This is a genomic window from Microbacterium sp. 1.5R (assembly GCF_001889265.1).
Taxonomy (GTDB): domain Bacteria; phylum Actinomycetota; class Actinomycetes; order Actinomycetales; family Microbacteriaceae; genus Microbacterium.
Genome location: NZ_CP018151.1, coordinates 2,257,036 through 2,277,524, shown reverse-complemented (window position 1 = coordinate 2,277,524; position 20,489 = coordinate 2,257,036). Strand labels below are relative to the sequence as shown.

Sequence of the window (20,489 nt, the reverse complement as noted above, 5' to 3'; positions counted from 1 at the left end):
ATCCGCGCGGGCACAGCTGTTCCCGCGTATGACCCCGGCGGATGCCGACAGCCGGATGCTGTGACAGGCTGAAGGGGTGACTGTCGTACCTCCCGCCGCAGGTGAACCCCGCCGCCCAGATGGGCCGCGAAACCCGGGCGACGCCTGGGTGATCGCCCCCTCGGGGGAGAAGTACTGGGGGCGCTTCGGCGCGGCTGGACTGCTCGCCGTCGATCCGGAACGCGGGATCCTTCTTCAGCACCGGGTGTCCTGGTCGCACTTCGGTGGGACATGGGGGTTGCCTGGCGGCGCCATGCACGAGGGCGAGAGCGCGATCGTGGGCGCAGTGCGCGAGGCGCAGGAAGAGGCCGGGGTTCCGGATGCGGCCGTGCGACCCCGGTTCACCAGCGTGCTCGATCTGGACGTGTGGTCGTACACGACCGTCATCGCCGATGTGGTGCGTCCGTTCGACCCCGTGATCAGTGACCCCGAGAGCGTGGCTCTCGAGTGGGTGCCCGTCGATGAGGTGGACGCACGGCCGTTGCACCCCGGTTTCGGTAGCGCCTGGCCTGCTCTGCGCACCCTGCTCGATGTGCGCCTGTCGCTCGTCGTCGACGCCGCCAACGTGGTCGGCTCTGTGCCGAACGGATGGTGGAGAGATCGTGCCGGTGCGACGGCTCGTCTTGCCTCGCGCCTCGACGGACTCGCTGTGCCCGCGGCCGACCTCGGGGTCGGGGGAGCGACCTGGTTCCCGGAGATCGCTCTCGTCGTCGAGGGACAGGCGCGCGGGATCGTGACTCCGTCGTCGGACGCCGATGCGGAGGTGCCCGAGCTGCTTCCCGCAGGTGGCGTCTCGATCGTCCGCGCCGAGGGGGCCGGAGACGAAGCGATTGTGGCCGAGGTGGAACGTCGAACGCGTGCCGGGCAGCATGTCGTGGTCATCTCGAGCGACCGCGAGCTGCAGAACCGCGTCGACGTAGCGGGCGCGGCGCAAGTGCGCTCGGCGGGCTGGCTGTTGAGCGTGCTCCCGCAATAGTCGGGGCCGCTTTCGTCTCAGTGCGTGCTCCGCTTTCGTCTCAGCGCGCGCTCCGCTTCGTCTTGGCTGTGCGCCCCCTCGTCCGACGGTGGCTGCGCTCAGCCTGAGGGGTGTTGCGCTCAGCGTGACGCGTGCTGCGCTCAGCGTGAGGATGCTGCGCTCAGCGTGAGGGTGCCGCACTCAGCGTGACGTGTGCTGCGCTCAGACGAACATCACTCTTCGTCGCGGTGGGTCGACATACTCGCGGCCGAGCGGACTCGTCCACGTGAGCGACCCGTCAGAGGTCTGGCGCGCCGTCCACCGATGCCGCTCATGGATGTCCGGATGCTTGAGCGAGTGGTGCGTCGTGCAGAAGTGGCTGAGATTGTCGACGCGCGTGCGTCCACCACGGGCGTGGTCGTGGTTGTGGTCGATCTCGCAACGATGCACCGGCATCCTGCATCCGGGAAACCTGCAGTGCTGATCGCGCGCTCTGAGGAACCGCCGCATCTGCTCTGTCGGGGAGTAGGAGTCGGTCTCCGTGACCAGTCCCTGCGCGTCGAGGAACAGACGCGCCCACCCGGTGCGATGTCCTGCGAGTCCCCGCGCGACGTCGGGATCGAGCGGCCCGTGTCCGTCGAGTTCAGCGGGACGATCGTCCTCCCCGGCGAGAGTGCTTGCAGCGACGGTGACCTGGATGCGGGCGGAGATGTTCTCCAGCCCTGTGCCTGTCGCTTCGCTCGGATCGGCAGTGAGGAGCAGATCAGCCAGCACATCGGCGCGCATCTGGTCGAATGTGCGAGCGTCGCCGGAGAGGTGCTCGATGTCAGGGCTCGAGGGGTCGGCCATCGGGTCGATCAGTCCGGCAAGCGGGTCGGTGACGAACGTGCCGTCGGCAGCGATCACCGCTGTGTCGAAGTAGGACTCGTATCGGGGATCATCGGGCGAGAGGTCGTCGAGGTAGAGCGAGCCCTCCGGTTCGTCCAGCGGCTCGAGGATAGGCTCCTGCTCGTTGCGGGTGCGAGTGATGTGCCGGGCCATCTGCGTGAGTCGATCGGAGATCGCCACCGCGACCCACTCGGGCAGGATCGCCGTGAGGGCAGCAAGCCCGTCGCCGACGGACTTGACGGTGACACACCGTTCCGCGGCCGCTCGGCGATGCTGCTCGACGACGGTCTCGCCGACGAGAGCTGCCGCCACCTGACGTGCATGGGTCTTCGTTCTCGGTGCCGTGTCGTTCTCAGCGACCACCAGAACGGCAGCCTCGTAGACGCTCATCGTCTCGGCGTCCACCCGCCCATCGCGGATGGCGTCGTCGACGATCTCGCTCGCTCGCACGATCTCACGGACATGACGCTCGCCGATCGACCCGACAGAGAAGGCGGCCTGCACGGCCGGGAGCGTGCGCGTCAGAGTGCGTGCATCGGTGAAGGCGTACTCGACCGAACCTTTCGGGATGTGACCGGCCGCGGAGTACTCTGCGACCATCGAGCGGTAGATCGCCTCGCGATGGTGCGGGCTCTCCGAGACGTCGCTGTCGTGCATGCCGATCCGCTCGACCAGCAGCGCGTAGGACTCGGCCTCGAGCGCAGCGATCTGGCGGCGCGTGGCGACCCATTCGTCGAGCAGGCGGCAGCGCTCCTCGAGATCGAGGTCGAAGTCGGTACGCCGGGTCATAGGTCCACATTAGAACCTATGTTCGACCGCATCCAGGCTCAACCCTGGAATATGCCGTCATCCTCGTATCCTCGCCCGCGCAGCTTGTCGATGTCGCGACGCTCGCGTTTCGTGGGTCGCCCCGCCCCCCGATCACGCAGTCCGAGAGCCGCCTGCGGTTCGCGCTCCGGTGTGCGATCCTCATACGCCAGCGCAGCGAGAGGGGCACCGACGCGCTTGACGAGCAGCTGACGCACGATGAGAATCCGATCGAATCCGGCGATCCGGATGCGCAGTTCGTCGCCGACGCGGATGTGCTGAGCAGCCTTCACTTTGTCGCCGTTCATGCGCACATGCCCCGCACGGCATGCAGTGGTGGCGGCCGAGCGCGTCTTGTAGACGCGGATCGCCCAGAGCCAGCTGTCGACCCGTGCTGCATCCGCCATCAGATGTCTCGCTTTCTCAGTGCGATCAGGGTGCCGGCGATGATCAGACCCTGCCCGAGCGTGTAGGTGGCCATGATGGCGGGGCTGCTCCAGTCCGGCAGGGAACCGGGCAGGAAGAGCCGAAGAGCCAAGAGAGTGTCGCTGGCGAGGAAGAAGGCGCCGCCGATCGACACGAGCGCAGAGCATCGAGTGGCGGCGGCCGCTGTGCTCGCGAGGACGAGACCGTAGACAGCCACCGCGATCAGCAGCCCGCCGGCGTGCGGACCGATGAACACCAGCATCACCACCCACCACGCGGCGTAGACGAGCGCCCACCACGGCATCCGCCGCGCGGCGAGATGGCGCATGAAGAGCGCGATGTATGCCAGATGCGCGATGCCGAAGAACAGGAGCATCAGAGGCACTTCTGGCGCCGCCGGGAAGAACACCCCTGCGCTGTCGCCGAGCCACGAGAACAGGAGTGCCGCGATGGTCAACGCCAGCGCCGAGCGTTCCGCGGCGCGACCCACTGACACGAACACGGGCACGGCGAGCAAGGGCATGAGCAGGAGCTTCGTCGGCCCGGCTGCGGGGCTGCCGACGCTCAGCAGCGCCACGTGAGCCGCCGATGCCGCCGCATAGGGCAGAAAGGCCCAGAGAAGCGGGTCGGACCGACGGCGTCGCTGCATCTCACCATCGTAGGGCGGGATCGAACGCGCTCAGCCTCGCTCAGGATTCGACCGTCACCTGGGTGATCTGACCGTCGGCACCGAGGTGCACGGCGGGCCAGTAGCCCTCGGGGAAGTGCTGGCCGCAGGTGTCGATGAAATGGAGCACGACCGTGCCATCGGACGAGGCTTCGAGCGTCTCGAGGGTGAGGTCGGTCGCCGCGTCGTCGAGCTCGTGCTGCTCCGGGGCCGCATTGCTGAAGGCGGCGACGACCGCATCCGTCGCCAGTCGTCGTAGGACGCCGAGGGCGGCTATGGTCTGATGCACATGGGGGAGCAGTGCGGCAGCCTCACCGGCATCGGTGCCCTCGATCATGAGATCGAGAGGGGCGGCGGCGACGACCGTGCCGCCTGCATACCAGTCATGGGTCAGTACCGTTCCGTCGGACAGCTCGGTCGTGGCGCGCGTGAGGGTGCCCAGTTCGGGATCTTCGATGGTCGGGTTCTCGTCGCTCATGTCACCACGCTAGCGCTCGCTCACGGCCCGAGAGTCGAGCCGCGGGACTCGAGGTGCTCGCGCAGGATGCGAATGGCCTTCGGCCCGACTCCGTGGATGGCGAGCAGCGCCGCCTCGGACGCGTCGTCGAACTGGTCGAGACGTGTGAACCCGTGGAGCGCGAGCCCTCGTCGTGCGACCTTGCCCATGGACGCCGGTAGGTCCGTCTCTTCGTTCATGACGACAGATCCAGTGCGACCAGGGTTCGGCCGGGCTTCATCTCCGCGCGTTCTTCGAATCCCGCCGCCAGGAACGTGGCGAGCGTGCCGTGGAACAGATCGTTGGTGCGCTTCTTCTCGCCACGGGTGTCGACGGGGTACCCCTCGACCAGTCCGGCGCCGGAGCGTCGAGCGAGATCGACGGCGGCGCGCAGCAGCTCGAGGGTGATGCCCAAGCCGCGGTGTTCGCGACGGACCACGAAACATGTCACGGCCCATACGGACTCGTCATCGAAGGGTTCGGTTGATGCCGCCGCGATCATGCGCGTGCGCGGCACCCGCTGCTGCAGGGTTCGCGGACCGATCCTGATCCACCCCGCGGCCTCGCCGTCGATGTATGCGATCAGACCAGGTGGAGGGCCCGCCTGGATCTCATCGTGCAACATCTCTATGCGTTGCGGCGTGGTGGTCTCATTCCACTCCTTGTTGCTCAGCATCGGCCAGATGCACTGGCAGCTGGCACCGTCGCCGCCGCCCGTCAGTGCATGCTGAACGTCATCCCATCGGGCGCTGGTCGCCACCTCGGTCGTGATCGTCACCATGGATGCGACCGTACGCCGGGGCTCCGACACCTCGCAACGCCCGGCGCTCACCCGGTTCGCGGAGTTCCGTCGAGTGGGGCTAAGATAGGGGAGTTGCCTGCGCGAGAGTGCAGAACAACGGGCTGTGGCGCAGCTTGGTAGCGCACTTGACTGGGGGTCAAGGGGTCGCAGGTTCAAATCCTGTCAGCCCGACCGAGAAAGGCCCGGAAACTCGCAAGAGTCTCCGGGCCTTCTGCATGTCCGGGACAGTCCGAGGGCAGCAGGCGTAAGGCCGTCACGCTGGGCGGCGTCGAGTGTGCCAGACACGCCCTCATCACGGAGGGTGGCGACGGCCTGCCGGGTCTGCGCCTTGGCTTAGGCCCGGCAGGCCCTCGGTTGAACATCGAGACCGAAGCCGTCCATGGAGTGAGTGGCGGTGCTGACACGGAGGTACAGCACGGCGTTCATCGCGATTCCTGCATACTGAGCACATGAACATCGCTGACCCTCACGGGCCCATGAGTCCGTATGGCAAGGTCGGCTCGATCGTGAATGTCGTCATGTCCGCAGTATTCGGCGGGATCGCCGTCGTGGTGGGCATCGTTATCGGTGAGCCAATGCCGTTCGTCGGGGGGCTCGGCTTCTGGGCGATGTGTGCCTTCGCCTTCGTGCCGATCATGCGTCGCGCGATCAAGTACGAGCGCGAGACGAACGCGCGCCGCGCTGGCGCGATAGCCTCCCCGCATGAGGACATACCCAACCGTGGAGATCGCACTCTGGACTGAGGACGCGATCGTGCTGATGGACTGGCTGGAGACGGTCGACTTCGACGAAGTTCCGTCAGAGCACAAGGCAGTCAAGCAGGCGCTGACGGACCTCGCGTCGCGGCTGGAGGAAGTTGTCCCGTATGAGTCGCCCATGACGCCCGAACGAGTCGCGACTGCGCAAGAGGCTGTCAGTCGGGGCATGGGCAGGTGACCAGAAGTGACGAATGTCGATGCGGGGGAGGCGGTCTCTCCGTCAACTGATGATTCCGGGCCTGCCGCCAATTCCGTAGAACTGGCGGTGACCGGAAGAATCGGCGTCGTCCGCCATGAACAGGAGACGCTCGATGCTGATGCCGAGTTCCCGGCGATGGCGGACCCGGTCGATTTTGTCTGCACTCATTCGCGCTGCCGATTGTGGGGCTCGCTCGTCGTGGACCGGAATCCGGCGGCGTCAAGACTCCACGCACGAGGAGGCGGCCACAGGCATCTGGGCGGGCAGTACGGTGCCCCGACCGGTTCTGGGGTACCTATCGGGACACCTAGCCGGCTTCGCTGGGGAACTCCACCGGCTCGGGGCCGCGTCTGTGTGGCCACGGCCAACGTAACCCCAATGCAGCGCTGTATCTAGTGGTTGCGGATGCGCCTCAGTCCGATCCTGTGAACGGCGGTCGGCGGATCTCCGTTCATGTGCGGCGGCATCGAGATGCCGAGGCCCAGTCGCGTTTCGTGCAGAACAGCGTACGCCCGCACGCCGTCGTCCACCACGCCATATGACGTGGCTCTTATCGGGCGTATCCTTCGCTCGAGAGCCTGCCCCGACCACGGTCTGGGGACCCCGGCGGGGTCGCTCCGGTCGAGGGACTCTTCCTTCACATGATCACTCGTGATCCGGAGAGAGAGTCCCTCCGCTGTGCGATCCGTCGTCCTTCCGTCCGATTCCTCCTCACGTCAACCCCCTCCTCGTGTGCGTGGTCGACCGCATACCGTCGCCTCAACCGACAGAGGAGATGCAATGAGCGATCTGCAGAACACGCACGGAACTCCCGGTGGCGACGAAGAGGCGGACACCGCCTCGGGCGGTGCGCCCGAGGAGTCGTCGTCGAAGAGCACCGACGAGATCATCGAGGACGAGACCACCGACGAAGACGGTGCGCCCCTCGAGAACCCGTCCGGCGGCTGACCCCGACGACGTCCACACAGAGAAGACCCCCACCGGCGCTGAGTCCTGTGGGGGTCTTCGTCGTCGGCGGGTCGCTGCACCTAGGCCGTGCGCACCGTCAGCATGCGCCACCCCTCGGGCACCTTCGCCTCGAGCGACGCCATGTCGTCGGCCTCGATCTCGCGCACGCCGTCGACACGGGTGAACGTGCCCGTCGCCTCCATCTTCGCTTCGCCCTTCAGCATCCGCACGGGCGCCGACGTCAGATAGAAGCCCGGCTTGCGGTGCTGTTCGAGCTCGACGAGCACCTCGGCCAGCGTCGTGCCGATGACGTCTGCAGTGCTGGTCTCGATGGGACGAATCAGAGCGATGAGCATCAGGCCAGCCTATGGCGCGGTCCTTGGGATTCGACGTACCGCTCCGCGCAGCGCATCAACTGACCGTCGTCGCGAGCGGAGGAAGGTGCGGGATCGTGACCGGCGACGTCGATCGGCTCGGCGGGTTGTGGAACCGCTGCAGGTCGCTGAGCACCTCTTCCGCCGACATGTACGAGCTCGCCAGGGGAAGGTTGCGCAGCCAGAGCACATCGACCTCGACGGCGTCGACCTGATAGATGCAGGCGACAGTCTGGCGCGCATCGTGCGGCTCGTACCTGTGGTCGACGATCAGCCACTCGGTCTCCGTGACCCTTCGGAGCTCGAACCTCGGATCGGGCATCGCGGACATCTCAACACTCCAATCAGTCGTTGTCACCATCGGCTGACAGAGGGAGCGCTCCGCGCCCGGGCGGGAAGACACCACCGCCTGGTCGACGGGCGCCCTCTGCCCGCCAGAGTTCACCAGAATTATAAGAACTCACCGGTATATCGCTCAAGTGAGCCGTGAGGGATGCGGCGGACAGCGCGCCTCAGGCTTCGTGCGCGGTCTTCCCGGCGATCACGGTGCGCAGGACTCGCGCTGTGAGCAGCGACGCGTTGCCCTCCGAGAACGAATCGACGTCGAGCACAGCGAAGTCTGCGACCTGGCCCACCGCGATCCGGCCCCGCCAGTCGCCATCGCCGATCGAGACCGCAGCGTCACGAGTCGCATGCACGACCGCGCGTTCGAGGGGAAGAGCGAACTGCGGATGCACCGCCGGCACATCCGGGTCGAGAGCGGACGCCCGCGTTGTGGCGACGTACATGTTCGCGAGCGCCGCGTGCGGTGCGGTGGGGGCGTCGGTCGAGAAGGCGAGCAGTGCACCGGCATCCTCATACTCGGGCCACGCGAAGGCCCGATCCGCACGATCGTCGCCCAGCTGTGCTGCCCAGTTGGCGAAGATGGCGGGGTCGGCGTGAACCGGCTGCATGGAGGCCGTCACGCCGAGCCGTGCCATGCGCTCGGCCGTGCCGGGTGCCGCGTACTCGAGATGCTCGATCCGGTGGCGACGGGGGCGATCGCCATTGACGGTGATGGCGTGCTCGATGGCATCCAGCGCGAGGGTGCTCGCCTCGTCGCCGATGGCATGCAGCGCGACCTGCAGTCCGGCGGCATCCGCGGCCGCTACCACAGGGAGCAGCCGATCAGCGGGCCAGATCGGCGCGGCGTGGGAGCCATCCGCATACGGTGCGCGCATCGCCGCCGTGCACGCGTCGATCGTGCCGTCGAGCACGAGCTTGATCCCGATCACGCGAACGGTGCCGGAGTCGGCGACGGCACGCTCAGCCGCCTCGGCGACCTGAGCCAGGTTCTGGGCATCGTCACCCGTGTTGGCGACGAACCAGTGCGCGGCGATCCGCAACGGCAGCGCGCCACGTCGCTCCGCGCGCTCGAGCGCTTCGAGCGCGAGCGCGTCGAACGCCATGTCGACGGCGCCGGTCACACCGGCCGCGAGGTACGCCTCGACGACGCGCTGCACCGCCGCATCCCGCTGCTCGTCGGTGGTGGTGGCATCGCGGTGCGCCCACGCGAACTGCTGCGCGGCCGTCTCGTAGAGCATCCCGGTCGGCTCGCCGTCGGCATCCCTCTCGATCCGACCGCCGATCGGGTCAGGGGTGTCGCGGGTGATGCCGAGCTCGCCGAGCGCCGCGGAGTTCACCCAGCACGAGTGGTAGTCGTTCGCATCGAGGTAGACGGGGACGTCAGCGACGACGGCGTCGATCATCGCCGCCGTCGGCGCGCCGCCGGGGATCGCATCGAAGAGCCATCCGCGTCCGCGGACGACGCCGGCAGAGGTCTCGCGTGCCGCTGTCACTCTGCGCTGGATCTCGTCGAGCGACCCGGCATCGGTGAGACCGATCTGACCGAGCGCCTCGCCCATCATGAGCAGGTGCGTGTGCGCGTCGATGAAGCCGGGAAGGACGACCCGTCCCTCGAGATCGACCACCGAGTCCGAGGAAGGGGCGTCGGAGTCGGTCCCCACGAAGACGAACTCCGCGCCGTCGACGACGACCGCGTCGGCCCAGGCGGTGTCGTCGGCTGTGAAGAACCGGGCGTTGCGATACAGGGTGCGGGTCATCGGAGCGTCTCCTCATGGGCGGCGGCACGCTCGAGGCGTGTCGAGAGCAGGGCGATCGCGCTTGCGGGCACGGCGAGAACGAAGCTGGCGATACCCAGTGCGACGGCGAATCCCTCGAAGCCGAGCACGCCGACCAATGCCGCACCGATCACCGGTGTGAGTGCCGAGCCGACGAGGTAGACGGCCAGGAGGGGGCCCGACCAGCGGCCGTCGGCATCGAGGGCGGCTGAGGTCGAGACGAAGTACATGAAGGCGATCGCGTAGACGGTGTTCCACGCGATGAACACGATGATGAACGCGGTCGGATCTGAGGTGAACCCCTCGACGATCTTCAGGACGCCTCCGGCCACCAGCAGCACCGCGAGCGGCAGTGCTCTTCCGAGCCGAGATCCGACGACCATGAGCAGCACCGATCCGATCAAGCCGCCCGCCGTCGCGCCGCTGAGCGCGAGGCCCAGGCCTTCGGGGGTCAGCCCGGTCTGCTCAGCACCCATGACGCCTGCCATGGCCCAGAGCGAGTCCTCGCTCGCCGCCCACAGCGCGAACACGACGAGAAGACCGAAACCGGCGATGGTGACGGTCCGCGAGCGCGCGGGGGAGAGCCGCACCGTGCCGGTCGGCGGCACATCGATCGGCATCGCCTCGGCGACGGCGGCGCCGGCCTGCGGGTCGAGCACAGGCGCCGCGGGCAACCAGGCCGAGACGAGCAGGCCCACGATGCTGAAGAGCGCCAGCGCCCCGAAGACATCGATCGGGGCGAGCCCGATGAGGGGGATCACGGCCAGCACGATCGTGATCACGCCGCGATTCGCGAGACCGTTGAATCCGGCGACCCTGTCGGGGTTGCGGAACGCGGCGAGAGCGGCGCCCGAGGCGGCGACGGCCCCACCGGCTCCCGCACCGCCGACGAGCAGCCCCGGAAGGATGAGAGCGGGGACCGCAGCGGCGGTGGCGAAGCCGACCGCGGCGATGGCGAGTCCGGTTCTGGCTACGGCCCGCCGATGACTGCCGGCGCAGAGGGGGGCGATGGCCAGCCCGGTGACAGCCGTGAGCAGAAGAGTCGCTGTGACGAGCCAGCTGGCCGCGAGCACGTCCATGCCGAGACCCGTCTGAGCGGCGGTGATCATGTAGGGCGACAGGTTCACGCCCAGGTAGCCGGCGATTCCGATCGCGAACGTGGCGGTGGCGGTGGGCAACCGGAGCGGAACCCGGGTGCTGAGGTCGATGGCGGTCATGGTTCTCCCACTGAGAGGGCACGGCGGTGTGCGCGAGGTGATGACGACGCGCATCGGGTGGGGCGCGGATCTCATAAACGAATGGTGTTCGTCAACGAATGGTGTTCACTATTATGCACAGGAGGGATGCCGGAGGGAAGAGATTCCTTCGTCGCCCGTCACAGAGAGCGAGGATGCGATGCCCAGGCCGTCGAGCCCCCTGCTGTCCCCCGACATCATCGGCGCGGCAGGCCTCGCGCTGTCGAGGGCCGGAGAGCCGTTCGGGGTGAACGCGATCGCGCGCAGGCTCGGTGTCCGGCCCTCTTCGCTGTACAACCACGTCGACGGCATGGACGGCATCATCGAGCTGATGCGCGGCCGTCTGGTCGAGGACTACCGGGTGAGGCCCGAGGAGAAGCAGTGGGACGACTTCCTGGTCGATCTGCTCAGACAGCAGCGCCAGATGTATGCCGATCACCCGCAGCTCGTACCGCTGCTGATCGGTAAGACGATCACTCATCCGGCGGTCATCGCCGCCTACGACGACCTGGCGACCGCTCTCGTCGACGGCGGTTTCCCCGAGGACGAGGTGCTCACGGTGATCGCGATCATTGACGCATTCGCGATCGGGTTCGGCCTCGATCTGGCATCGCCGGACGAGGTCTGGGAGCCCGGGGAGGGGACGCGGACGCTCGGGCGCGTGATGGAGGGCGCGGAGCGCGGGACAGCCCGCGCGGATCGGACCTTCGAACTCGGCGTCGGGTTGCTGGTCGATTCGCTCCGTGCTCGCCTCACCCGATGACCCGGGAGCCGGTGGAGCGGCGGTGACTGCTCAGGATCCGGTGCGTGCGGCGACGAGCGCCTGGAGCGCTGCCGCATCGTGCGGTGCGTGCCCGCGCGCGTCGTTGTCGAAGTAGACGTACACGTCGCGCGGTCGGCCGTCGCCGGCGCCCGTGCCGTCCGACCAGGCGCAGAGCAGGTCGGCCCATTCGTCGAGCTCGGCGGCGGTGTAGGCGCTGTGATAGAGCATCTGTGCGCCATGAAGCCGGACATAGACGACCTCGCTCGTCAGGGCGTCGAAACGCGGCCATCTGCCGGCGGTGTCGGCGATGACGAGCGAAGCGCCGTGGTGACTGAGGATGCGCAGTGCCTCAGGATCGTCGAATGTCTGCGACCTCGGCTCGATCGCGTAACGGATCGGCTGGTCGCTCTCCAGCTCCGTCCAGGCTCGTCCGTCGAGACGCGAGTCGTGCGTCATCGCCAGCTTCTGAGCATCGCCCGTCGTGCGGGGGAGTGAATCGAGGAATCGTTCCAGGACTTCGGCGTCGAACTTCTCACGCTCCGGCAGCTGCCAGAGGATCGGTCCGAGTTGGGTTCCGAGGGCGAGGATGCCGGAGGCGAAGAAGTTGGCGAGTGCCTGTTCCGTGTCGCGGAGCCGCAGCATGTGCGTCACATAGCGGGATCCCTTGATGGCGAAGCTGAAGTCGTCAGGCACCTCGCTGCGCCAGCGACGGTAGCTATCCGGGCGTTGCAGCGAGTAGAACGATCCGTTGAGCTCGACGGTGGGGAAGTGCTGTCCGATGTGCTCGAGCTCCCGGCGTTGAGGCAGACCCCGGGGATAGAAGTCACCCCGCCAGCTGGCGTACCGCCAGCCCGACACGCCTATCCTCACCTGCGCAGCGCGTGCGGCGGTCATCGACTGATCCTCCTCCGCTGCCGCCGTGATTCGGGCGGCGTGAGGCGACGATAGGTGCGATGCCGCAGATGGGGAGCGGGGTTGACGCCCGTGGGCCACGTTGGTAGCGGCGTGCTCTCTCGCTCGGCTGTACGTGAAGACGAGGATCGCGCGTGGTGCGAGGACTGGTTGCCCTCTCGAGTCGTCCAACCCCATTTGGATCACTCGAGAGGGCTCACCGTCCTTCCCGGACGGTAGGGGAGGCGGCGAAGATTTTCGCTGCTCTCTCGACTGATATCCCCAGATGTTCAGCCGGTAGCCCCCGCTACTCCTTGCAGAATATCGCTTAATAGCTCTGTCCGCCATTTGGGGGACAAAGAAATCTACGAATGTTTCTTCCAAGACTGGGGCTTGCCGCGAGAACGTGCACTCATAGAGTGGGTTCATGGACAGAAAGCTCGTGCTGAACGCGCACCTCGCCATCGCCCACGGGCACCGCGTCGAGGTGACGGAGCGCATCGACGAGCTGACCGGAGAGTCGCTGATCCTGTCGGTCAGAGACCTCGACACGGGCATCTGGTATCGCCGCGTCGAAGAGCCGCGGGGTGAGTTCCTCCGGTGGCTCGGCCGTGTCGTCGACTGCACCGTGACCATCGGCGGCCACTCCTCGCAGACGACTCTCACCGTCGACGCCGACAGAGACGGATCAGGGGCGACGAGCGCCAGGGCTGCTCTGAACGGGGCGGATGCGGCGGTCGACGCCGCGAAGGCTGAAGCCGATCGCTGGGGCGGCGGAGACCGCGTCCCCGAGCCCGAGCCCGAACGCTTCTGGTGAGCCGCTCACCGGAAGTCCCTCGAACGATGCGTCACCCCCGTTCGGAGATCTTCGAACGCGTCGGCGAGGACGTTCACGACGCCCTCCGCTGAACGCTCGAGGATGCCGCGGATGATCAGCGCAGGAGAATCGCGCGCCACCCGGTGGTAACGACCCCACACCCCAGTCGAGCAGATGACGTTGACGAGACCGGTCTCATCCTCGAGGTTGAGGAAGGTGACACCGGCTGCGGTCGCCGGACGTTGACGGTGGGTCACAAGACCGGCGACCTCGATGCGTCGCCCCGTCTCGTGGCTCTGCAGATCTGCTGAGGTGAGCACGCCCCGTTCGCGCAGGAGCCCGCGGAAATGCGCCATCGGATGGTCGTCGGTCGAGACGCCGGTCGCCCAGAGATCTGCGGAGAGCCGCTCATAGCTGGACTGATCGCTGAACAGCGGCGGTTGCACGGCGATCGTCGTGCCGGGAAGGAACCGGGATCGGTCTTCAGCGGCTGCCCCGGACAGCCAGATCGCCTCTCTGCGCTGGAGGCCGAGGCACTCGAACGCGCCGGCGGTCGCCAGGGACTCCAGCTGCGCAGCGGTGGCATCCGTGCGCCTCACCAGATCGTTCAGATCGCGGAAAGGTCCGGCCGCCTCGCGCTCGGCGACGATCTTCTCCGCCAGTTGAGTGCCGATGCCGCGCACACCGCTGAGACCCATGCGCACCGCATAGGCGCCATCTCGACGGTGTGCCGCCGACTCGTCCGGTGAGGAGCGATCGAAGCGCGGCACCCGGGGCTGCAGAGGGTCGCTGCAGGTGTCCCGCCCCGTCGGCATCCGCAGCGGTGAGCCCTCGAGGGGTTCGAGAGTCTCGGTGGCCCCCGAGGCGTGCAGATCGGGTCGACGCACCTCGACCCCGTGTCGTCGTGCATCCGCGGTGAGTGTCGACGCGGAGTAGAAGCCCATCGGCTGCGACCGGAGGAGCCCCGCGAGGAACGCCGCGGGATAGTGCAGCTTGAGCCAGGAGCTCGCATAGACCAGGAGCGCGAAGGACAACGAGTGGGACTCTGCGAATCCGAAGTTCGCGAAGGCCTGGATCTGCGCGTAGATGCGATCCGACTGCTCGGCGGAGAGTCCGCGTCTGGTCATCCCCGCGTAGAGCTTGTCTCGCACCTTGTCGATCTTCTCGAGCCCGCGCTTGGACCCCATCGCGCGTCTGAGCAGATCGGCCTCGTCGGCGGTGCAGTCGCCGATGGCCGTCGCCATCTGGATCAGCTGCTCCTGGAAGATCGGGATGCCCAGTGTCCGCTCGAGGATCGGCTTGAGGTCATCGTGCGGATACGGGATCTCGAGCACCACGGGCTCTTCGCCACGGGCGGCTCTGGCGAGATTCTCCTCGTCGAGCGCATCCTTCGCCATCTTGCGGCGGACGAAGGGATGCACGGCCCCGCCCTGGATGGGTCCGGGGCGGATCAGCGCGATCTGGATGGCGAGGTCGTAGAAGGCCCGAGGCTGCAGGCGGGGGAGAAGGCCGATCTGCGCACGGGATTCGACCTGGAACACCCCGATCGAGTCGGCGCGGCAGAGCATGTCGTAGACGGCCGGCTCTTCTTTCGGAAGGGTCTCGAGCGTCCACCGCTCACCCGTGGCGTCGTGGATCAGGTCGAAGCAGTGCTGGAGCGCAGCCAGCATCCCGAGCCCGAGGAGATCGAACTTCACCAGCCCCATCCAGGCCGCGTCGTCTTTGTCCCACTGGATCACCGTGCGGTTCTCCATGCGTGCATGCTCGACGGGAACGACCTCGCCGACAGGGCGCGCGGTGAGCACCATGCCGCCGGAGTGGATGCCGAGATGCCGGGGAGCCTTCAGCAGTTCGCCCGCGTAGTCGAGCACGTTCGCCGGGATGTCGTGCTCGTCGGCCACCTCGAGCCCGGCGCTCCACCCATCGACCTGCCGGGACCAGGCATCCTGCTGTCCCGGGGAGTAGCCGAGAGCTCTCGCCATGTCGCGCACCGCGTTCTTCGGACGGTACTGGATGACGTTCGCCACCTGTGCCGCACGTTCGCGTCCGTACTCGCGGTACACCCACTGGATGATCTCCTCGCGGCGATCCGAGTCGAAATCGACATCGATGTCCGGTTCTTCCTGTCGGGTCGTCGCGAGGAAGCGCTCGAAGGGCAGACGGTAGAGGATCGGGTCGACGGCGGTGATGCCGAGCAGATAGCAGACGGCGCTCGCCGCGGCCGAGCCGCGCCCCTGGCACAGGATGCCGCGACGGCGCGCCTCGGCGACGATGCCGTGCACGATGAGGAAGTAGCCGGGGAAGTCCTTCTCCTCGATCACATCGAGCTCGCGTCCGATCCTGCGACGGCCGTCGGCATCCAGGCGCGGATACTTCGTCGGCACGGCCTCCCACACCAGGTGGCGCAGCCAGCTCATCGGCGTGTGTCCGTCAGGGACCTCCTGCTTCGGGAGGGCAGGTCGTGCACGGCGGAGGGAGAAGGCCGACGCTGCGGCGAGTTCGAGGCCGTAGGAGATCGCACCGGGGTGGCGCCGGAAGCGCGCTGCCATCTCCGCGCCGCTGCGCAGATGCGCTCCTCCGTGAGTCGGAAGCCACCCGTCGAGCTCGTCCATGCTGCGCACGGCGCGCACGGCGGCGACCGCTTCGGCCAGTGATGCACGCTCGGGCGCTGCATAGTGCACGTTGTTCGTCGCCACCACCGGCAGTCGCATCCGTCTGGCGAGATCGGCGAGAGCGTCGTTGCGTCGTGTGTCCAGCGGGTCGCCGTGGTCAAAGAGCTCGACGGCGACGTGATCCTGGCCGAACAGATCCACCAGTCGGCGCAGCGGCGTCTGAGCATCTCCCGCCTCTAGGCCACGGCGGACCCCGCCCTTCCGGCATCCGGTGAGGATCGTCCAGTGCCCGTCTGAGGCGGCTGCCAGCTCCTCGAGGTCGTAGACGGGGCGGCCCTTCTCGCCACCGCGCAGGTGGGCGGCCGTCATCGCGCCGGAGAGACGGTGGTAGCCCTCCAGCCCGTCGGCGAGCACCAGCAGATGGTCGCCGACGGGATCGGGGGCGCCCCGCTGCGGTGCGTCGAGGCCGAGCGAGAGCTCTGCGCCGAACACGGTCTGGACGCTCACATCCATCAGCTCTGCGACCTCGGCGAAGCGGGCAGCACCGTAGAAGCCGTCGTGGTCGGTGAGCGCCAGTGCAGTGAGTCCGAGACGCTCGGCCTCGGCGAGCAGATCCTCCGGTGAGGAGGCGCCGTCGAGGAAGGAATAGGACGAATGCGCATGCAGCTCGGCGTACGGGACGGCGTCCTCTGGCCTGCTGACGGACGTCGGTGGGTTCCGTGTGCGCTTGGTGCTGACGGGGCCGGGGTCGGGTCGGCTGCCGGGCGGGATGCCTCCCGTCGGGTATGGCGATTCCTCGCCGCTGAGAGTGCGCTCCAGCTCGTTCCAGGACAGGGGAGGGTTGTGCCAGCCCATCAGCGGTACCTCCCCTCAGCCCACCACCGGCCTCCGGTGCAGAAGACGAGCCAGGCTCGATCATGATCGTCGACGATCTGCAGGCGGTGCCCTCTCTTGCCGCCGGAGTCCTCCCATCGGCGTTCATGGATCGGCCACGGACCGGCCCACGCCTGAACGTCGTCGCCGTCGATGCGAGCGGGCGCCGCCGAGAGCGCACCCCGTTCGTCGACGAGGACTGTCTCGCCGTCAGGGGAGAGCACTCCGATGGGGCGAGGAGGGCGGAACACCTCGGCGGGGAGAGGGTCGGGAAGGCTCCCCGGCCAGGGCTGCGCTGGGTCTCTGGGGGCGACGGAGCGTTCGCCCCACGGAGTGAGCACCTGACGATCGGCGAGCCAGCGCCCGCCGGAGAGGGCAGCGGTGACGACGCCCTCGTGGCCGAGCATCGTCTGCACGCGCGAGATGGCGTGATGCAGGCGTTCATCAGTGCCGGACCCGAAAAGGCCGGGCTGGTGATGGGCGGCATCGTCGACCGCCACGGGGACGATCCGCACCAGAGAGATTCCGCCGAAGGCACGAGCCTCATCGACCGGCTCCTTCGCGGATTCGGCTCCCAGTGCTTCGAGCTGCCAGCGCACCCGGTCGACGAGATCAGCGGCATCGAAGCAGGTGGGATGCAGCCAGGGGCGCGAGAACACCTTGCCGTCGTCGTCGGTGAGGTCGATGCGGACCTCGGTGCACACCACCGAGGCCTCACCGAGGGCGAGCATGACCGCATCGGCCGTCTGCCGCACGGCGAAGGCCACCTGATCGGCTCCGGCGAGTGGCGAGTCGAACTCGATGGAGCGAACGAGCTCGGGGTCAGGAGGTCGTGCCACCACCGCGCGGGAATCGGCGCCGGCGGCGAGGGCGTGCAGACGCGCGCCGCGCTCGCCGAAGCGATCGCGCACCTCGATCTCGTCGAGGGCCGCGAAGTCGCCGAGCGTGCGCACACCGAGCCGGACGAGCAGACCGGTGAGCTGCTCGTCTCTCAGAACGTTCACCGGGAGTGGGGCGAGGAAGTCCTTCGCGAGGCCTGCAGGTACGACGGTGCACGGTGCGCTCCCTCGCGCGGCGAGCTCGGCGGTGAAGGGGCCGTCGGCGATGCCCACGCGCACCTCGGGGAACCCGGCGTCGGTGAGGATGTCGATCAGGGCACGCCCCGCCTCGGCCTCGCCGTCGTAATAGCGCGCGATGCCCCGTGCCCGCACCGCCGCCAGCCCTGGACGCAGCAGTGCCGCACCGGGCGCGTGCTTCTCGATGAGTTGCAGCACGGGGAGGAACGCTCTCTCATCGCGGGCGGGGTCGTGGGGCATCACGCGCAGTGAAGAGATATGGCCCTGAGCGACGCGGCGACGTTGGCCGGCGCGCACGCCGTGCTCCCTCGCCGATGCGGTGCACGCCACGACGGTGTTCGCATGCACCAGAGCGGTCGGCGGATGAGGCGGTGGCCCGCCGAGAGCTGCTCTCAGCGGCCAATCGGGAAGCCACAGGACGAGGACGCGAAGTGGAGCGGCGGTCATCCGGCCACCGCCAGACGCGGGTACTCGAGCGGAGCGGCCTCGCCGCCGCGCAGGCCGGTCAGCCCTGTGATCTCGGCCATGGTCTCGGTGGCGACGTGCTCCGCCGGCAGCTCTTCCACTGCGCCGTGGGAGCCGGGAAGACGCACGCGCACGCTCGACGTCAGCGGACTGTGCCTCGTCCGCGCCGACACCGTCGCCGTGGAGCCTTCGATGAGCCCCCACCCCTCGCCGATGCCGAGCCAGTGCTGGTCGTGCAGCCGGATGGACCCCTCGCTCTGCGGCCAGGCGCCGGACTCCGCGGACTCGGTGACGAGCAGGGTGCTCCCGCGGTCTCGCAGTCGTGCGCTCAGTCGGGACACATCCGCATCGCGGGCCCTGCCTCCGGGCTGCACGGCGATCAGCGGAACCACCTCGGCGAGCGCAGAGGCCACGGCGAGCCAGCGGTCTCCTGGTTCGGGGACGAGGATCAGGCGAGGAAGCGCGATTCCGAACGCCGCTGCGGCTTCGACACCCAGTGTGGGCATGCCCACGACCGCGCACCAGTGGCCCTTGCCCGAGGCCGCGGCGAGCAGTGCGAGGACGAGACTGGGGGAGGGAGAGACGGTGTACGTCGCCCCCGTCTGCAGCCCCTCTTCGGGGAGCAGCGAGGAGAAGGCCGGATCGAGAGGGAGAAGCGGGTGCTCGCTGCGTCTGCGCTGCATGCGGCTGATCTCCCGGCGCAGCCGAAGAACCTCTCCGGCGCGGGAGTCGCCAGCCGGAGAGAGCGCGGTCACCGCATCGAGCCCGATCCCCATGAATCCATCCTCGAAGATATGTACTAATAAAGCAACTGGAGTAGATGACGATAGTTCGAACCTCCGACATCGCGGCGTGACGTTATCCACACGCGGTCATCGCCGCCGTCCGAGTTCTCCTAACCTGCGGGCATGGATCTCCGTACTGTGGCCGTCGTGACCGTTCATCTGGCCCTGTTCGCGATCGCCTGCCGACTCGTCGCCGTCGACATCCGCACGCATCGGCTGCCGAACCGGATCGTGCTCCCCACCCTCGCGGCGCTCATCGTGCTCGGAGTCGTCGACGCCATCACGGTCGGCCAGAGCGCCTCATTGGTCAGGGCCGTATCCGGGTTGCTGATCCTCGGCGGCTTCTACGCGGCGCTCCGTCTGCTCAGCCGGGACGGCATGGGCGGAGGCGATGTCAAGCTCGCCGCCGTCATCGGTCTGGTCCTCGGATGGCACAGCTGGCAGGCGCTCGCCGTGGGAGCAGCATCCGCCTTCGTGCTCGGCGCCGTGTTCTCCCTCTCGCTGATGATGCTCCGCAGGGCGGACGGCTCCACGCGGATCGCCTTCGGACCGTGGATGATCATCGGCGCGCTCCTCGGCATCCTGATGGAGTGAGGCGCCGTGCAGGGTGCCGTCGGCGATAGGGTGAGGACATGGCACTCGCACGACTTCACGGCGGCCCGCTCGACGGGCAGATCATTCCTCTCGGCGACGCGGACGACAAGCTGATCGTCCCCTACAGCGAGACCCAGGTGGTGTACAACCGGCGCGGTGACGCGCAGAACACCGGCGACACCGACGGTCCCACCGAGATCGACTACTGGTACGACGAATCCCTCGAGGACATCAGCCCGTCGGATGACTGAGCACCCCAGCGAGTCGCCGTCTGGCTCCGAGCCCTCCAGGGTCGTCGAGGTCGAGCGCAAGTACGACGTCGATGACTCCACGCCCCTTCCGGTGTGGGTGGGGATCCCCGGAGTGGATGCCGTGTCGTCCGGAGAGGTGCGCGAGCTCGACGCTCGCTACTTCGACACCGTCGATGCTCGGCTCTCCCGTGCAGGGATAGCCCTTCGTCGCCGCACCGGCGGCCCCGATGCCGGATGGCACATCAAGGGACCGCGAGAAGGTGACGGTCGCCTCGAGATCGGCTGGCCCCTGGGCGAAGACGACAGCATCCCGGATGCCGTGACCGAGACCATCTCGCGATGGGCGACGGCGCCGCTCACACCCCTCGCGCGGATCGAGAACACCCGCACGGCGTACCTGCTCACCGGGACGGCCGGAGTCGTCGCCGAGTTCGTCGATGACCGCGTTCGCGCGACCGATCTCCGACACGACGTGCAGCGGGAATGGCGGGAGTGGGAGTTCGAGCTCGGCCCCGCCGCGCCTGTCGATGCGGCGGGGCGAGCAGCCCTCTTCGACGCCGTGGAGCGGGTCGTCTCCGATGCCGGGGGTCGCGACGCGTCATCCGGCTCGAAGCTCGCGCGTGCTCTGGGTTTCTGACGCCCGATGCA

General features: G+C 67.9%; 24 protein-coding genes and 1 tRNA gene. 10 read left to right on the top strand and 15 right to left on the bottom strand.

The features are described from left to right. Positions 1 to 76 precede the first annotated feature (76 nt). Entirely contained in the window at positions 77 to 1,015 is a 939-nt protein-coding gene (locus BMW26_RS10895) for an NUDIX domain-containing protein (RefSeq protein ID WP_072591484.1), read from the top strand. Between the two features lie 201 nt (positions 1,016 to 1,216). Here BMW26_RS10895 and BMW26_RS10890 read toward each other — a convergent pair whose 3' ends face one another. Genes BMW26_RS10890 through BMW26_RS10865 form a run of 6 tightly spaced genes read right to left on the bottom strand, consistent with a single transcriptional unit; the run spans position 1,217 to position 5,059 of the window. Continuing rightward, positions 1,217 to 2,671, bottom strand: coding sequence for an HNH endonuclease signature motif containing protein (locus tag BMW26_RS10890; protein ID WP_072591483.1), 1,455 nt, complete (start codon positions 2,669 to 2,671; stop codon positions 1,217 to 1,219). Between the two features lie 38 nt (positions 2,672 to 2,709). Then, positions 2,710 to 3,096, bottom strand: coding sequence for an RNA-binding S4 domain-containing protein (locus tag BMW26_RS10885; protein ID WP_072591482.1), 387 nt, complete (start codon positions 3,094 to 3,096; stop codon positions 2,710 to 2,712). Continuing rightward, positions 3,096 to 3,764 (bottom strand): lysoplasmalogenase family protein, encoded by a 669-nt coding sequence (locus BMW26_RS10880; protein WP_072591481.1) that lies wholly within the window; start codon positions 3,762 to 3,764, stop codon positions 3,096 to 3,098. Before BMW26_RS10880 ends, BMW26_RS10885 begins: the two co-directional genes overlap by 1 nt. A gap of 40 nt (positions 3,765 to 3,804) precedes the next feature. Beyond that, a complete protein-coding gene (locus BMW26_RS10875) occupies positions 3,805 to 4,260 on the bottom strand; it encodes a hypothetical protein (RefSeq protein ID WP_056278988.1) in 456 nt (151 codons plus the stop codon). Between the two features lie 20 nt (positions 4,261 to 4,280). Beyond that, complete coding sequence (locus BMW26_RS10870; RefSeq protein WP_072591480.1) at positions 4,281 to 4,478, bottom strand: hypothetical protein; 198 nt, start codon at positions 4,476 to 4,478, stop codon at positions 4,281 to 4,283. Next, a complete protein-coding gene (locus BMW26_RS10865; RefSeq protein WP_072591479.1) occupies positions 4,475 to 5,059 on the bottom strand; it encodes a GNAT family N-acetyltransferase in 585 nt (194 codons plus the stop codon). The genes BMW26_RS10870 and BMW26_RS10865 overlap by 4 nt, the downstream gene beginning before the upstream one ends. A gap of 118 nt (positions 5,060 to 5,177) precedes the next feature. On the opposite strand from BMW26_RS10865, the gene BMW26_RS10860 reads away from it, so the two are divergent. The 3 genes from BMW26_RS10860 (at position 5,178) to BMW26_RS10850 (ending at position 6,016) form a co-directional block, all read left to right on the top strand. Further along, positions 5,178 to 5,251 (top strand) — tRNA-Pro (locus BMW26_RS10860). A 278-nt stretch (positions 5,252 to 5,529) separates the two neighbouring features. After that, the gene (locus BMW26_RS10855; protein ID WP_056278985.1) at positions 5,530 to 5,823 is read left to right on the top strand and encodes a hypothetical protein; all 294 of its coding nucleotides are present in this window, start codon (positions 5,530 to 5,532) and stop codon (positions 5,821 to 5,823) included. Continuing rightward, positions 5,801 to 6,016: a hypothetical protein gene (locus BMW26_RS10850; RefSeq protein WP_198032318.1), complete on the top strand. Its 216-nt coding sequence runs from the start codon at positions 5,801 to 5,803 to the stop codon at positions 6,014 to 6,016. The genes BMW26_RS10855 and BMW26_RS10850 overlap by 23 nt, the downstream gene beginning before the upstream one ends. Before the next feature lie 42 nt (positions 6,017 to 6,058). Here the strand turns inward: BMW26_RS10850 and BMW26_RS17620 are convergent, their stop codons facing one another. Beyond that, positions 6,059 to 6,205 (bottom strand): hypothetical protein, encoded by a 147-nt coding sequence (locus tag BMW26_RS17620; RefSeq protein WP_157557428.1) that lies wholly within the window; start codon positions 6,203 to 6,205, stop codon positions 6,059 to 6,061. A 612-nt stretch (positions 6,206 to 6,817) separates the two neighbouring features. Between BMW26_RS17620 and BMW26_RS17760 the strand changes: the two genes are divergently transcribed. Next, positions 6,818 to 6,985, top strand: a complete 168-nt coding sequence (locus tag BMW26_RS17760; protein WP_198032317.1) for a hypothetical protein — start codon at positions 6,818 to 6,820, stop codon at positions 6,983 to 6,985. An 80-nt stretch (positions 6,986 to 7,065) separates the two neighbouring features. Here BMW26_RS17760 and BMW26_RS10845 read toward each other — a convergent pair whose 3' ends face one another. The 4 genes from BMW26_RS10845 to BMW26_RS10830 all read right to left on the bottom strand — a co-directional run bounded on the left by BMW26_RS10845 (position 7,066) and on the right by BMW26_RS10830 (position 10,696). Continuing rightward, positions 7,066 to 7,341, bottom strand: coding sequence for a hypothetical protein (locus tag BMW26_RS10845; RefSeq protein ID WP_053096828.1), 276 nt, complete (start codon positions 7,339 to 7,341; stop codon positions 7,066 to 7,068). A 55-nt stretch (positions 7,342 to 7,396) separates the two neighbouring features. Next, positions 7,397 to 7,681 carry a hypothetical protein gene (locus BMW26_RS10840; protein WP_232224452.1) on the bottom strand — a complete coding sequence of 95 codons (285 nt, stop codon included), beginning with the start codon at positions 7,679 to 7,681 and terminating at the stop codon, positions 7,397 to 7,399. A 190-nt stretch (positions 7,682 to 7,871) separates the two neighbouring features. After that, the gene (locus BMW26_RS10835) at positions 7,872 to 9,461 is read right to left on the bottom strand and encodes an amidohydrolase (RefSeq protein ID WP_072591476.1); all 1,590 of its coding nucleotides are present in this window, start codon (positions 9,459 to 9,461) and stop codon (positions 7,872 to 7,874) included. Further along, positions 9,458 to 10,696, bottom strand: a complete 1,239-nt coding sequence (locus BMW26_RS10830) for an MFS transporter (protein ID WP_072591475.1) — start codon at positions 10,694 to 10,696, stop codon at positions 9,458 to 9,460. Before BMW26_RS10830 ends, BMW26_RS10835 begins: the two co-directional genes overlap by 4 nt. 178 nt (positions 10,697 to 10,874) lie before the next feature. Between BMW26_RS10830 and BMW26_RS10825 the strand changes: the two genes are divergently transcribed. Next, a complete protein-coding gene (locus tag BMW26_RS10825) occupies positions 10,875 to 11,477 on the top strand; it encodes a TetR/AcrR family transcriptional regulator (RefSeq protein WP_072591474.1) in 603 nt (200 codons plus the stop codon). Between the two features lie 30 nt (positions 11,478 to 11,507). Here the strand turns inward: BMW26_RS10825 and BMW26_RS10820 are convergent, their stop codons facing one another. Beyond that, positions 11,508 to 12,371: a DUF72 domain-containing protein gene (locus BMW26_RS10820; protein WP_072591473.1), complete on the bottom strand. Its 864-nt coding sequence runs from the start codon at positions 12,369 to 12,371 to the stop codon at positions 11,508 to 11,510. 424 nt (positions 12,372 to 12,795) lie between these two features. Between BMW26_RS10820 and BMW26_RS10815 the strand changes: the two genes are divergently transcribed. Then, on the top strand, positions 12,796 to 13,185 hold the full coding sequence (locus BMW26_RS10815) for a hypothetical protein (protein ID WP_072591472.1): 390 nt from the start codon (positions 12,796 to 12,798) through the stop codon (positions 13,183 to 13,185). A gap of 5 nt (positions 13,186 to 13,190) precedes the next feature. On the opposite strand, the gene BMW26_RS10810 is transcribed toward BMW26_RS10815, so the two are convergent. The 3 genes from BMW26_RS10810 to BMW26_RS10800 are packed head-to-tail and all read right to left on the bottom strand — an operon-like array spanning position 13,191 to position 18,987. Beyond that, positions 13,191 to 16,652, bottom strand: coding sequence for an error-prone DNA polymerase (locus tag BMW26_RS10810; protein WP_053096815.1), 3,462 nt, complete (start codon positions 16,650 to 16,652; stop codon positions 13,191 to 13,193). Continuing rightward, positions 16,652 to 18,193, bottom strand: coding sequence for a DNA polymerase Y family protein (locus BMW26_RS10805; protein ID WP_072591471.1), 1,542 nt, complete (start codon positions 18,191 to 18,193; stop codon positions 16,652 to 16,654). The genes BMW26_RS10810 and BMW26_RS10805 overlap by 1 nt, the downstream gene beginning before the upstream one ends. Continuing rightward, a complete protein-coding gene (locus BMW26_RS10800; protein ID WP_056278977.1) occupies positions 18,190 to 18,987 on the bottom strand; it encodes a hypothetical protein in 798 nt (265 codons plus the stop codon). The genes BMW26_RS10805 and BMW26_RS10800 overlap by 4 nt, the downstream gene beginning before the upstream one ends. A gap of 132 nt (positions 18,988 to 19,119) precedes the next feature. On the opposite strand from BMW26_RS10800, the gene BMW26_RS10795 reads away from it, so the two are divergent. Genes BMW26_RS10795 through BMW26_RS10785 form a run of 3 tightly spaced genes read left to right on the top strand, consistent with a single transcriptional unit; the run spans position 19,120 to position 20,478 of the window. After that, positions 19,120 to 19,590 (top strand): prepilin peptidase, encoded by a 471-nt coding sequence (locus tag BMW26_RS10795; protein ID WP_072591470.1) that lies wholly within the window; start codon positions 19,120 to 19,122, stop codon positions 19,588 to 19,590. A 38-nt stretch (positions 19,591 to 19,628) separates the two neighbouring features. After that, positions 19,629 to 19,841: a hypothetical protein gene (locus BMW26_RS10790; protein WP_042538484.1), complete on the top strand. Its 213-nt coding sequence runs from the start codon at positions 19,629 to 19,631 to the stop codon at positions 19,839 to 19,841. Next, the gene (locus tag BMW26_RS10785; protein ID WP_072591469.1) at positions 19,834 to 20,478 is read left to right on the top strand and encodes a CYTH domain-containing protein; all 645 of its coding nucleotides are present in this window, start codon (positions 19,834 to 19,836) and stop codon (positions 20,476 to 20,478) included. The genes BMW26_RS10790 and BMW26_RS10785 overlap by 8 nt, the downstream gene beginning before the upstream one ends. Positions 20,479 to 20,489: the final 11 nt, after the last annotated feature.

What these genes read in the sequence shown, in the direction of transcription:
- BMW26_RS17760 (WP_198032317.1), top strand. Translation starts at nt 6,818, where the DNA reads ATGAGCGATCTGCAGAACACGCACGGAACTCCCGGTGGCGACGAAGAG.
- BMW26_RS10815 (WP_072591472.1), top strand. Translation starts at nt 12,796, where the DNA reads ATGGACAGAAAGCTCGTGCTGAACGCGCACCTCGCCATCGCCCACGGG.
- BMW26_RS10795 (WP_072591470.1), top strand. Translation starts at nt 19,120, where the DNA reads ATGGATCTCCGTACTGTGGCCGTCGTGACCGTTCATCTGGCCCTGTTC.
- BMW26_RS10880 (WP_072591481.1), bottom strand. Translation starts at nt 3,764, where the DNA reads ATGCAGCGACGCCGTCGGTCCGACCCGCTTCTCTGGGCCTTTCTGCCC.
- BMW26_RS10890 (WP_072591483.1), bottom strand. Translation starts at nt 2,671, where the DNA reads ATGACCCGGCGTACCGACTTCGACCTCGATCTCGAGGAGCGCTGCCGC.
- BMW26_RS10830 (WP_072591475.1), bottom strand. Translation starts at nt 10,696, where the DNA reads ATGACCGCCATCGACCTCAGCACCCGGGTTCCGCTCCGGTTGCCCACC.
- BMW26_RS10785 (WP_072591469.1), top strand. Translation starts at nt 19,834, where the DNA reads ATGACTGAGCACCCCAGCGAGTCGCCGTCTGGCTCCGAGCCCTCCAGG.
- BMW26_RS10825 (WP_072591474.1), top strand. Translation starts at nt 10,875, where the DNA reads ATGCCCAGGCCGTCGAGCCCCCTGCTGTCCCCCGACATCATCGGCGCG.
- BMW26_RS10805 (WP_072591471.1), bottom strand. Translation starts at nt 18,193, where the DNA reads ATGACCGCCGCTCCACTTCGCGTCCTCGTCCTGTGGCTTCCCGATTGG.
- BMW26_RS10790 (WP_042538484.1), top strand. Translation starts at nt 19,629, where the DNA reads ATGGCACTCGCACGACTTCACGGCGGCCCGCTCGACGGGCAGATCATT.
- BMW26_RS10845 (WP_053096828.1), bottom strand. Translation starts at nt 7,341, where the DNA reads ATGCTCATCGCTCTGATTCGTCCCATCGAGACCAGCACTGCAGACGTC.
- BMW26_RS10885 (WP_072591482.1), bottom strand. Translation starts at nt 3,096, where the DNA reads ATGGCGGATGCAGCACGGGTCGACAGCTGGCTCTGGGCGATCCGCGTC.
- BMW26_RS10840 (WP_232224452.1), bottom strand. Translation starts at nt 7,681, where the DNA reads ATGCCCGATCCGAGGTTCGAGCTCCGAAGGGTCACGGAGACCGAGTGG.
- BMW26_RS10835 (WP_072591476.1), bottom strand. Translation starts at nt 9,461, where the DNA reads ATGACCCGCACCCTGTATCGCAACGCCCGGTTCTTCACAGCCGACGAC.
- BMW26_RS10800 (WP_056278977.1), bottom strand. Translation starts at nt 18,987, where the DNA reads ATGGGGATCGGGCTCGATGCGGTGACCGCGCTCTCTCCGGCTGGCGAC.
- BMW26_RS10865 (WP_072591479.1), bottom strand. Translation starts at nt 5,059, where the DNA reads ATGGTGACGATCACGACCGAGGTGGCGACCAGCGCCCGATGGGATGAC.
- BMW26_RS17620 (WP_157557428.1), bottom strand. Translation starts at nt 6,205, where the DNA reads ATGAGTGCAGACAAAATCGACCGGGTCCGCCATCGCCGGGAACTCGGC.
- BMW26_RS10820 (WP_072591473.1), bottom strand. Translation starts at nt 12,371, where the DNA reads ATGACCGCCGCACGCGCTGCGCAGGTGAGGATAGGCGTGTCGGGCTGG.
- BMW26_RS10810 (WP_053096815.1), bottom strand. Translation starts at nt 16,652, where the DNA reads ATGGGCTGGCACAACCCTCCCCTGTCCTGGAACGAGCTGGAGCGCACT.
- BMW26_RS10875 (WP_056278988.1), bottom strand. Translation starts at nt 4,260, where the DNA reads ATGAGCGACGAGAACCCGACCATCGAAGATCCCGAACTGGGCACCCTC.
- BMW26_RS10870 (WP_072591480.1), bottom strand. Translation starts at nt 4,478, where the DNA reads ATGAACGAAGAGACGGACCTACCGGCGTCCATGGGCAAGGTCGCACGA.
- BMW26_RS10855 (WP_056278985.1), top strand. Translation starts at nt 5,530, where the DNA reads ATGAACATCGCTGACCCTCACGGGCCCATGAGTCCGTATGGCAAGGTC.